At 69.5% G+C, this 12,438-nt stretch carries 4 protein-coding genes; all 4 read left to right on the top strand.

From position 1 onward, the window contains the following. Positions 1-387: 387 nt before the first annotated feature. On the top strand, positions 388-561 hold the full coding sequence (locus MJ797_RS19460; protein ID WP_239337602.1) for a transposase: 174 nt from the start codon (positions 388-390) through the stop codon (positions 559-561). A gap of 414 nt (positions 562-975) precedes the next feature. Then, positions 976-6,153 carry a DEAD/DEAH box helicase gene (locus tag MJ797_RS19455; RefSeq protein WP_239337587.1) on the top strand — a complete coding sequence of 1,726 codons (5,178 nt, stop codon included), beginning with the start codon at positions 976-978 and terminating at the stop codon, positions 6,151-6,153. After that, complete coding sequence (locus MJ797_RS19450; RefSeq protein WP_239337569.1) at positions 6,150-9,014, top strand: helicase-related protein; 2,865 nt, start codon at positions 6,150-6,152, stop codon at positions 9,012-9,014. The genes MJ797_RS19455 and MJ797_RS19450 overlap by 4 nt, the downstream gene beginning before the upstream one ends. Continuing rightward, the coding region (locus MJ797_RS19445) for an Eco57I restriction-modification methylase domain-containing protein (protein WP_239337566.1) at positions 9,011-12,438 on the top strand (3,428 nt) is incomplete at its 3' end. The genes MJ797_RS19450 and MJ797_RS19445, both read left to right, overlap by 4 nt.

The following is a 12,438-nucleotide window of genomic DNA, read 5'->3' as shown; positions in this document are numbered from 1 at the left end:
ACGATTCAAGATCGAAATAGTGTCAATGGCATTGTCAGTACACCAGCAAAGAATTCATTGACTTCTGTACGATCAGCAGTGTGCGGAATTCGGCCGGTCGCACCGGTATCTGCTTCGACAATGCGGCATCTGAATCGTTCTGGGCGACCCTGAAGAAGGAGTACATCCATCTCCACCCGTTCGACACAGTGAAGCGCCTGAAAAACGGTGTCTTCGAGGACATCGAGACGTACTAAAATCGGTTGCGGATCCATTCCGCGATCGGCTATCTTACTCCCGTCGAATTCGAGGAGGAATTTGACAGGAAAGGTGATCGCGCAGCATAATAGGACTGTTCGTGAAAGCGGGGACCCTCCAGTGGCCTCGGCTACCAGGGAGGATGTCGACATGCCCGCTCCTCATCCGGTTGAGTTCCGTCGCCGCGCGGTTGAGCTCGCTCGTCGCGGCGACACACCGGTCGCCACACTCGCGGAGCAGCTGTCGATCAGTGAATCGTGCCTGCGTAATTGGATGGCGCAGGCCAACACTTCTGTCCCCGCGGAAATCCCGGCTATCACCTGAGAAGCGGCCTGGCCGTCGCGGCCGGGCCGTGCGGCGACGGCGTGGCCCGCATGCCGGGAGGGCGGGTTGAGGATCCGCGGATGCGGCCCGGCGGACTATCGTCGGTGGCGGTGGACGAGCCGCCGATACTCGTTGGGTCCTCCGACATCGCCGCCGTCCTCGGCGTGAGCCGCCAAGCCGTCGACCATCGGCTCCGGACCGACCCCCGCGCGCCCGTACCGGCCGCGACGGTGAACCGCACCGCCAGGTGGGGCGGGACCCAGGTGCGGTGGCGCGTTGAGGTGGACCGGTGGCTCGGCGGCCCCGAAGCCGCTTCCGCGTTCCCGTCAACCTTGAGCAGACCGCTGGCAGGGGCGCTGCGGGGTCGGGGGACTACGGTGTGGGAGTCGGTTCGACGGGTTTGGGGGGTTACCCGTGGATGTCTTCGCGGTGCGTGATCGATTAGTCCGTGACTACGAGGAGTTCGTCCGCGGTTTCCTGACCATCCATGATCGGCGGGTCAGCGAGCACGTCGAGCGGGCTATCGCTGATGGGCTGCTGTGGCCGGAGGCGTGGCTGTCGCTGAATCCGGCGTTCGAGCCCGGCGGTGAGATCACTGAACTGGCGCGCGGCGGAACGGACGGGCTGCACCCCGGCTGTGCGGACATCTTCCGGATCGGGGGGCTGTCGATCCGGCTGCACCGCCACCAGCGTGACGCCGTCGAGTTGGCCCGGTCCGATGCGAGTTACGTGGTGACGACGGGCACCGGGTCCGGTAAGAGCCTGACCTATCTTGTGCCGATCGTCGACCACGTGCTGCGGGTAGGCACCGGAGGTGGGCTCAAGGCGATCGTCGTCTACCCGATGAACGCGCTGGCGAACTCGCAGTTTGATGCGCTCAGGGAGTTCATCGGTGATGACAAGCGGGTGACCTGCGCCCGGTACACGAGCCAGGAGGACGAGGCGCGCCGGCGGGAGATTCTCGCGGAGCCACCGGACATTCTGCTGACCAACTACGTGATGTTGGATCTGATTCTGACTCGGCCGGACGAGCGGCGGCGGCTGATTCAGCGTGCGAACGGTCTGCGTTTCCTGGTGTTGGACGAGTTGCACACCTACCGGGGCCGTCAGGGTGCGGATGTGGCAATGCTGGTGCGCCGGGTGCGGGATGCCTGCGGTAGCCCCTTGCTGCAGTGTGTGGGGACGTCAGCGACCTTGGCCACGGGCGGCACGCGGGCAGCGCAGCACACCGAGATCGCCCGCACCGCGTCGACGATGTTCGGTGTTGCGGTGGCCGCGGACCAGGTGGTGGACGAGACCCTGCGCCGGGCCACCGTCGACGTCCAGGCTGATCGCAACCGGCTCCGCGAGGCGGTGGCCCGCCAGGTGCCACCTGCCGATCTGCGGGACGACCCGTTGGCGAGCTGGGTGGAGACGACGTTCGGGTTGGCCGAGCAGGATGGTCGGCTGGTGCGGCAGCGTCCGCGTAAGGTCGCCGACGTCGCCGTCGAGCTGGCGGAGTTGACCGATCTGACGGCCGGGGACTGCGAGCGGGCGTTGCGGGAAACCCTGCTGGCTGGCAGCCGGCAACTCGACGCGTTCGGTCGTCCGCTGTTCGCGTTCCGGTTGCATCAGTTCGTCGGCAAGGGCGACACCGTCTACGTCTCGCTTGAGGCCGAGGACGTCCGGCACATCACCACCCGTCGGCAGCTTGCACACCCGAACAGGCCCGAGGCGATCATGGTTCCGCTGGTGTTCTGCCGGGAGTGCGGGCAGGAGTATCTGGCGGTCACGCGTCGCAATGGCCGGTTTGCGGTCAGCGGCAGCGCGAGTGGGATCGAGGATGACGAGCACGGCGGCTACCTGTACGTGTCCACGTCGGATCCCTGGCCGCGGGGCCTCGACGGTGTGGCGGGCCGACTGCCCGGCTCGTGGCTGGCAGCCGACGGGTCGGTGCTGGGAAACCGGGCCAAGGTGCTGCCCGAGCCGGTGTGGGTCGCCGGGGATGGCTGGCAGCTCAGCGACGGCGATGACAGTGGGCTCCGGGCGGCGTTCGTCCGGTCACCGTTCCGGTTCTGTCTCAACCGTGAGTGCCGGGTGTCGTACGAGTCACCCCGGCAACAGGACTTCGCGAAGTTGTCGAGCCTGGGGTCGGAGGGTCGTAGTTCGGCGGCAACGGTACTCAGTTCGAGCCTGCTGCGGGCGCTACGAAGCCAGGATGGACTGGAAGACGAGGCGCGCAAGCTGCTGGCGTTCACCGACAACCGCCAGGACGCGTCGCTGCAGGCAGGCCATTTCAACGACTTCGTACAGGTGAGCCTGGTGCGCGCGGCCTTGCACCAGGCATGCGTGGCTGCCGGTCCGGCTGGTCTGACGCATGAGGACCTTGCAGGCGCGGTGGTGCAGGCACTGGCTTTGCCACGGGAGCGCTACGCGGTGGCTCCGCAGGCGAAGGGGTTCGCGCGGGAGAACACCGACCGGGCGTTGCGGCTGGTGGTCGAGTACCGGCTCTACATCGACCTGCAACGTGGCATTCGGATCACGATGCCGAATCTGGAACAGGCCGGTCTCCTGGTGGTCGGCTATCAGTCGTTGGAGGATGCGGCGGCGGACGGCGAGGTCTGGCGCGGCAGCGTCCTTCATCCTCTTGATGATGCTGACCGGGCTGGGTTGCTGCGGGTGTTGCTGGACGAGATGCGGCGCGGGCTGTCGTTGCGGGCGGACGTGCTCACGTTGGATGGATTCGAGCGGGTGCAGGCGCTGGCCAGCCAGCATCTGATCGAGCCGTGGAAGCTGGATGAAGAGCCGTTCGTAGCGGGCAAGCTGCTGCCTCGTCCTCGCCGTAAGGACGAGTCGCGCGCCGACCAGTTTGTCTCCGGGCGCTCCGCGTATGCCGCTTTCCTGCGCCGGGAGGTGGGCCGGCTCACCGGCCACGCCCTGTCGACCGACGACGCAGAGGTCGAGATCAACGGCATGTTGACGGTGCTGACCGACGAGTACGGCATTGTGCACCGGCTTGACGAGCCGCACGGCACGCCCGGGTACCAGCTCAATGCGGCGGCGCTGGTGTGGAAGGCCGGCGACGGGACCCAACGGGCGGCCGACCCGCTGCGGGTCACCGTGGGCGATCAGGGGGGACGTCCGAACCGCTATTTCGTCGGGTTATACCGGGAGCGGGCCCAGGACCTGGCTGGGCTGGTGTCGGCGGAGCACACAGCCCAGGTGCCCGCCCTGGTTCGGGAGCAGCGGGAGAAGAAGTTCCGCAATGCGGAGCTGCCGGTACTGTTCTGCTCGCCGACCATGGAGCTGGGTGTCGACATTTCATCGTTGAACGCCGTCCTGCTCCGTAACGTGCCGCCGACCCCGGCGAACTACGCCCAGCGTTCTGGTCGGGCCGGGCGGCAGAGCCAGCCCGCGCTGGTCGTGACCTACTGCACCAGCGGCAGCGCCCATGACCAGTATTACTTCCGCCGTTCCCGGGACATGGTCGCCGGGTCGGTCAAGCCGCCACGGCTGGATTTGGCCAACGCGGACCTGGTACGGGCGCACGTGCAGGCCATGTGGCTCGCCGAGACGACCCGGGAGCCGCTGGGAAGCTCACTGGTGGACGTCCTGGACGCTGCCGGTGAGAACCCGAGCCTCGCGTTACGTCCCGAGGTGGTCACGGCGATGTCCCACGAGGGGGCCCGGCGCCAAGCCCTCCAGCGTGCCCGCCGGGTCCTCGAGGACACCCCGGAGATCGCTGGGGCGCCGTGGTACGACGACACCTGGGTCGAGCGGACCGTGACCCGGGCGTTGGAGACGTTCGACCGTACCTGCGACCGTTGGCGGACGTTGTACCGGTCGGCGCAGGCCGAGTTCGCCGACGCCAACCGTGTGATCACTGATGTGTCGGCGTCGAAGGACGCGGTGAATGCCGCGCGGGCGCGCCGGAACGAAGCGGAAGCCCAGCTCGACCTGCTGCGCAACGCCGATACCTCGCTGGACCAGAGCGACTTCTACACCTACCGTTACCTGGCGTCGGAGGGTTTCCTGCCGGGCTACAGCTTCCCTCGGCTGCCGGTGTCGGCGTTCATCCCGGCGCGGCGTGGCCGGCGGCAGTTCGAGGGCGACTATCTGTCCCGGCCGCGCTTTCTGGCGATCAGCGAGTTCGGGCCTGGGGCGCTGGTCTACCACGAGGGCTCACGGTACGAGGTGTACAAGGTCGCCCGGTCGCTGCGCGGGGACGTGACTGCCGGGGCGCGGTTGGCGTTGGAGTCGGCGAAGGTCTGTGCGGGCTGCGGCGCCTTGCACGACCCGGCGGACGATGTGTGCACCTCGTGCGGGGCCCAGCTCGGCATGGCGTGGAACAACCTGCTGCGGATGACGACGGCGAGTACCCGCCGGCGGGAGCGGATCAGTTCGGACGAGGAGGAGCGGCGCCGCCAGGGTTTCGATATCCGCACCGCGGTGGCGATGCCGGTCGAGGGACCGGACCGCCGCGTCGAGGCGGAGGTGACGGCTGGCGACGGGACAGCGCTGGCCCGGCTGTCCTACGCCGATACCGCCACGATCCGCCGCATGAACATCGGGCTGCGCCGGCGCCGGACGAAGGAGGCGACCGGCTACCGGCTCGACGCGGCGACCGGCAGGTGGGCGGGCCGTTCCAACCAGCCCGCGGCCCCCCACGGCCCGACCGGCTCGGCGACAACCGGCGTCGGTTCCAGATCCGGCGCCACCGCTATTGCAATGGGGGAGCTGGTGATCCCCTACGTGCAGGACAGCCGGAACGCCCTGATCATCGACTGGCGAACGTCAGCGTCGCCCCAGACTCTCGCCAGTTTCCAGTACGCCCTCAAGCGGGCGGTGCAGGTTGTGTTCAATCTTGAGGATTCCGAGCTTGCCGCCGAGGCGTTGCCGCACCTGGGCGACCGCCAACGCATCCTGCTTTATGAGTCCGCGGAAGGCGGCGCGGGGGTCCTGCGGCGGCTCCTGGACGACGGCCAGCTCGACACGGTCGCCCGATGCGCGCTTGACCTGCTGCATTTCGACCTGGACGGCGGCGACCGTGATGCGCCGGACGGCGTGAGCGAACGCTGCGCCAAGGCCTGCTACGACTGCCTGCTGTCCTACAGCAACCAGATCGAGCATGAGCTGCTCGATCGCTTCCTCGCGCTGCCGTTGCTCGTCGCGCTGGCCAACAGCTCCACCTGGGTGAACCGGCCAGCCGTCAGCCCCGCTGAGACAACGGCCGCAGGCCTCGTGCCGCCGCAGCCGCAGCCGGCCGCAGCAAGCGGGGACCGGGACGTGCCGCCGCAGAGCAGGGCTGCGGCGGTCGAGCGCTTCCTGGCGTGGCTTCGCGGTAACGGCTACCGGCTGCCGGACGCGGTGGCCGTGCTGGTTCCCGACGCGGACGCCCGACCGGACTTGGTGTACCGGCTGATGCACGGCGAAGTGGGGGTATTCGTCCGTTGTGACCTGCCGGCCGAGACGGACAACGAGCGCCGCGGCGACGAGGCGATCGACCGGCTGTCTTCGCTTGGCTGGGGTGTGGTTGAGATCGGCGACGAGAGGGAGTGGGCATCCCAGGTGGCGGAGCTGCCGAGCGTGTTCGGACCGGAGAGCGTTCGATGACCACCACCATGCCGCCGTCGGCGGCCTTCGCTCCGGGTGCCCTGGTGCGGGCACGCGGCCGGGAATGGGTCGTGCTACCCGGTAGCGACCCGGGCTTGCTGCTCCTTCGTCCTCTCGGCGGGGCAGCCGGCGAGGTCGCCGGCATCCTGCTCGGCATCGAGCCGGTGGAGGCGGCCACCTTCCCGCCGCCGGACGCCTCCGACCTGGGCGACGCGGCCAGTGCCCGGCTGCTGCGCAGCGCCCTGCGGCTGGGCTTCCGCTCGTCCGGTGGTCCCTTCCGCGGTCTCGCCGGCCTGGCGGTCACACCCCGCTCCTACCAGCTCGTCCCGTTGCTGATGGCACTGCGGATGGACACGGTCCGGCTGCTGATCGCGGATGGGGTCGGGATCGGGAAGACGATCGAGGCCGGTCTTATCGTCGTCGAACTACTCGCCCAAGGCGGCGCCGGCCGCTTCACCGTGCTGTGCTCGCCGTCGCTGGCGCAGCAGTGGCAGAGCGAGCTGGCGGAGAAGTTCGCGCTGGACGCCACGTTGGTGCTGGCGTCGACCGCGGGCCGGCTGGAACGGGACCTGCCGCCGGGGGAGTCCCTGTTCGACCACCACCCGTACACGATCGTGTCGACGGACTTCATCAAGGCGACGCGGCGCCGGAAGGAGTTCCTGCGCGCATGCCCCGACCTTGTGGTTGTCGATGAGGCCCACACCTGTGTGACCGCCGACCACGGCGGCCGTGCGGGCCACGCAGCCCAGCAGCGGCATTCGCTGCTGACGGGCTTGGCGGCTGACGCGAACCGGCACCTGCTGCTGCTGACAGCGACTCCGCACAGCGGCAAGGCAGCGGCGTTCCGGTCGTTACTCGGCCTGCTCGATCCGGCGTTGGACGACTTACCGGAAGACCTGTCCGGACCGATGCGACGCCGCGACAGGGAGCGGATCGCCCGCCATCTCGTGCAGCGACAACGAGCTGACATCCGGGCCTACCTGGATGAGAGGACGTCGTTCCCGGACCGGCTGACCACCGAGGAGGCCTACCGGCTCACCCCGGCCTACCGGACGCTGTTCGACGACGTCCTCGCCTACGCGCGGGAGACCGTCCGCGACGGCGGCGGAGGCCGGCTGAACCAGCGGGTCCGCTGGTGGTCGGTGCTGGCACTGCTGCGGTCCATGGCCTCCTCCCCGGCCGCCGCGGCGGACACTTTACGTAACCGAAGTATAACAGTAGATGCGGGCAGCATTGAGGAGGCGGATGCGCTCGGCGAAGCCGGCGTGTTCGACCTGACCGACGACGCCTCCGTCGACGGTGCCGACACCAGCCCCGGCGCGCAGACACTCGACCCGTCGCCCCGCCGACGGCTGCTGGCCATGGCCGACGCGGCGGACAAGCTGCGCGGCCCGGCCGACGCCAAACTCACCAAGGGCATCGGCATCATCGGTCGGCTGGTCGACGGCGGGGACGCGGTCGTCGTCTTCTGCCGCTACATCCCGACGGCGCAGTACGTCGCCGACGCGCTGCGGGCCAAGCTTGCCGACGTCGAGGTCGCCGCCGTCACCGGCGAGCTCCCGCCGGACGAGCGCACCCGCCGCGTCGCCGATCTCGCCGCTGCGACCGCCGGCTCCAACCGGCGGGTGCTCGTCGCCACCGACTGCCTGTCCGAAGGCGTCAACCTGCAGCAGTACTTCACCGCGGTCGTCCACTACGACCTGTCGTGGAACCCGACCCGGCACGAGCAGCGCGAAGGCCGTGTCGACCGGTTCGGGCAGACCGCGCCCGCCGTGCGGGCCGTGACCTACTTCGGTGAGGACAACCGCATCGACCCGCTCGTGCTGGGTGTCCTGCTGCGTCGCCACGAGGCGATCCGCCGGGACACGGGCGTGTCCGTACCGGTCCCGGCCGACTCCGACACGGTGCTGTCCGCCGTCCTGGAAGGAGTGCTGGCCACCGGCGGCGATCCCGACCAACTTGAGTTGGAAGGGGTGGGGGAGGCGGCCCGGGCGGACCTGCTGGACCGCTGGACATCCGCCGCCGAACGGGAGAAGCGGTCCCGCACCCTGTTCGCCCAGGAGCAGATCCGCCCCGACGAGGTTGGCCGTGAGGTGCTGGCCGTGCGTGCCAGCCTCGGCAGCCCCGCCGAGGTGGAGGAGTTCACCCTCGCCACCCTGGCCGCGCTGCGCGCCCCCGCCCGCCGCGACGGCGACACCTATACCGCGCCGACCGCCGGCCTACCCCTGGACCTGCGCGGGCAGATCGGCTCGGGCGCCGAGCTGCGCCTCGTCCGGTCGTTGCCCGCCCCGCCCGGCACGGCCGTGCTGACCCGCACCGACGAGACCGTGGAGACGCTGGCCCGCTACGTCCTCGACACCGCTCTCGACCCGGTCGGCGTTGACCCCGATGACCGCCCCGCTCGTCGCTGCGGAGTCATGGTCACCGACGCGGTCGACCGCCGGACCGTGCTGCTGCTCGTCCGCTACCGGCTGCACCTGACCCTGCCCGGCCGGGACGGCCCCCGCCCGCAGGTCGCCGAGGAGGCGCGCATCCTCGGCTTCACCGGTATCCCGATCAACCCGAGCTGGCTGGACGAGGAGGAGATCACCGCCCAGCTCGCCGCCCGCCCGGCCGCGAATCATCCCCGTGACCTCGCCGTGATCGACCTGCGCCGCGTGACCGCCAAGCTGGACGCCCTCACCGGCCATCTGGACGAGGTCGGCGACACCCTCGCCGCGGACCTGCTCGCCAGCCACCGCCGGGTGCGGGAAGCCGCCGGCAGTACCGGCAACCTCATCCGCCGCGGCCTGACCGTCACCGCCCAGCGTCCCGCCGACATCCTCGGCGTGTACCTGCATCTGCCGGCGGCGCGCTCATGAGCGGGACATCCGCCGGCGGCTTCACCACTGTGCGCAGCGTCGGCGGGCTGCTGTCCACCGACGCGCTTGCCGCCGTCGCCGCCGGCCGCGACCTGTCCGGGCTCGCGCCCGCAGACTACGGCCTGGTCGGCCGGGAGACCCTGCGGGAAGCCGCGAACCGCTCCTTCACCCGGCTGCAGGCCGCATGGGCCGCCTTCCGGCGGGTCGTCCCACCCGGCCTGGTCACCGGCGCGCAGATCGAGGTGACCCGCAGCCGCTGGCTACGGGTGCTGTTCGACGAGCTCGGCTACGGCCGGTTACCGACCGCTCCCGCCGGTGGCGTCACCGTCGACAGCCCGGCGGGCAGCCAGACATATCCGGTGTCGCACCTGTGGGCGTACAGCCCGATCCACCTGCTCGGTGCCGGCGTCAGCCTCGACCATCGCACCGCAGGCCTGGCCGGCGCAGCCCGGGCTGCACCGCATTCGATGGTGCAGGAGCTGCTCAACCGTTCCCCGGACCTGCTGTGGGGGTTCGTCTCCAACGGGCTGCAGCTCCGGCTGCTGCGGGACTCGGCCTCCCTCGTGCGCCAGGCCTACGTCGAGTTCGACCTGGAAGCGATGTTCGACGGGGAGGTGTTCGCCGACTTCGCCCTGTTGTGGCTGGTCGCCCACGCCAGCCGGGTCGAACCCCGACCGGACAGCGACGCCCGCCCCGACACCTGCTGGCTGGAACTCTGGCGCGCCGAGAGCAGCGTACGAGGTACCCGGGCGCTGACCGCGCTGCGCGGCGCTGTCACCCAGGCGCTGACCGCCCTGGGCCGTGGCTTCCTGCGCCACCCCGCCAACACCGACCTGCGCGCCGCGCTGTCTGGCGGAACGCTCGCCAGCCGCGACTACTACCGGCTGCTGTTGCGCGTCGTCTACCAGCTTCTCGTCCTGTTCGTCGCCGAGGACCGCAACCTGCTGCATCCACCGGACGCCGCACGGCGGGCGCGCGAGATCTACACCGGCTACTTCTCCACGACGCGGCTGCGTAGGCTCGCCCGCCGGCGGATCAGCGGTGAACGCCATGGCGACCTGTGGACCGCGCACCACGTGCTGCTCCGCGGCCTGGGCACCGAGACCGGCCTGCCTGAGCTCGCCCTGCCCGGCCTGGGCGGCATGTACGAGCCGGGCATGCTCGGCGAACTGGCCGCCTCCGCGCTGACCAACGCCGACCTGCTCGCCGCCGTCCGGGCGCTGTCGGTCATCCGCGACGACGCCGGCCTGCCCCGACCGATCGACTACCGCAACCTCGGCGCCGAGGAACTCGGCGGCATCTACGAGTCCCTCCTTGAGCTCGTCCCGCACTTCGATCCCGAGACTGGCGTGTTCACCCTTGACGTCGCCGCCGGCCACGACCGCAAGACCACCGGCTCCTACTACACCCCACCCGGCCTCGTCGAGGTCCTGCTCGACGAGGCCCTCGACCCTGTACTGGACGCCGTGGTTGCCGCCGCTGATCCGGAGAAGGCCCTGCTCGCGGTCACCGTATGCGACCCGGCCTGCGGCTCCGGTCATTTCCTCGCCGCCGCGGCCCGGCGCATCGCCCGTCGCCTCGCCGCCGTCCGCACCGGCGAAGCCGAACCACCGGTGGCGGCGACCCAGACCGCCATGCGGGACGTGGTCGCCCACTGCCTGTACGGGGTGGACCTCAACCCGCTGGCCGCCGAACTCGCCAAGGTTGCGCTCTGGCTGGAAGCCCTCGACCCCGGCCGGCCCTTCTCCTTCCTCGACGCCCACATCAAGGTCGGCAACGCCCTCATCGGCGCCACCCCCGACCTGGTCGACGCCGGCCTGCCCGAGGAGGCGTTCACCGCACTCACCGGCGACGACCCCGCCCAGCTCGGCGCGTACCGCAAACGGAACCGGGAGGAACGGACGAAGGCCGGCCATGGCGAGGGTGAACTTCCCTTCGCCGACCCGAGCCAGGCGTGGCGGGCCGCGTTCCGCCGCCTCGGCGACGCGCCGGAAATCGACCTCGCCGCCGTGCACGCCAAAATCGGCCAGTGGCGGAAGGCTGAGGCCGACCCGGACCTCGCCCGTGCCAGGCTCGCCGCCGACGCCTGGTGCGCAGCCTTCGCCTGGCCACACCGTCTTGACCCGAAGGCTGTCGCCACGGATAAGACCGCCCGAGGGATCGGGGCAGCACCGGCCCCGGTGGTAGAGCTACGCGCGGACCCGCCGCCACCGACCACCCGGGACATCGCCGCCATCGCTGAGATCGGCGCGGACGCGCTGACCGTCGGCCAGCTCCAGATGCTCGTCCAGCTCCGGGAGCAATACCGCTTCTTCCACTGGCCGTTGGAGTTCCCCGACGTTCTACCCGGCGGCTTCACCTGCGTCCTCGGGAACCCGCCCTGGGAGCGGGTCAAACTCCAGGACAAGGAGTTCTTCGCCACCCGCGACCCGGAGATCGCCGAGTCACCGAATGCCGCCGCCCGCAAGCGGATGATCGAAAAACTTCAGGAGCAACGCCCGGCCCTGTGGGCGGAGTATCAACGGGCACTGCGCGACTCCGACTTCGCCAGCCGCTTCGCCCACGACTCCGGCCGCTACCCCCTCACTGGCCGCGGCGACATCAACACCTTCCAGATCTTCGCCGAGCACGACCTGTCTGTGGTGGCGTCACACGGACGGCTCGGAGTGATTCTTCCTACCAGCATCGCCACCGGCGACACAACTGCTCCCTTCTTTCGCCACCTGATCGAGACGTCCACGCTCAGCGCCTTCCTCGACTTCGAGAACGAGGCAAAGATTTTCCCGGGAGTCGACCACCGTGTCCGCTTTGCCCTGCTGGCGGCGACAGGTGGCGCGCGGATACATCAGGCACGGTTCGCTTTCTCGACTCGATACATCCGAGATCTAGTCGAGCGCCAGTTCATTCTCGCGCCTGAGGAGTTGCTACTGGTCAACCCGAACAGCGGCACGACGCCGGTGTTCCGTTCCCGTCGGGACGCAGAGATCACCATCGGGATCCATCGCCGTGTTCCCGTCCTGTGGAGGGATGAGTCCGACAACCCGTGGGAGATTTCGTTCCTCCGGATGCTCGACATGGCGAATGACTCTGGTCTCTTCCGCGGCGAAAAGCAGCTCCTCGACGAGGGGTGGGAGGCTGACGGCAACACCTTCATTCGCGACGACGAGCGGATGCTGCCGTTGTTCGAGGCCAAGATGCTGCATCTCTACGACCACCGGTACGGTACGTACGAAGGCCAGACCAGGGCCCAGGCCAACCAGGGCACGCTCCCGCGCCTGACCGTCGAGCAGCATGACGATCCGGATACGGTCGCCCGGCCGCGCTACTGGGTTGCCGAGGAACATATCGACAAGGCCCTCGGTGACAGCTGGAATCGCGGCTGGCTCCTCGGCTGGCGCGACATCGCCCGCAACGTCGACGAACG

The sequence above is a fragment of the Protofrankia sp. CiP3 genome (genome assembly GCF_917627345.1).
GTDB lineage: Bacteria > Actinomycetota > Actinomycetes > Frankiales > Frankiaceae > Protofrankia.
Note: the sequence above shows the minus strand (reverse complement) of the source record. Positions and strands in the feature narration are given on the sequence as shown.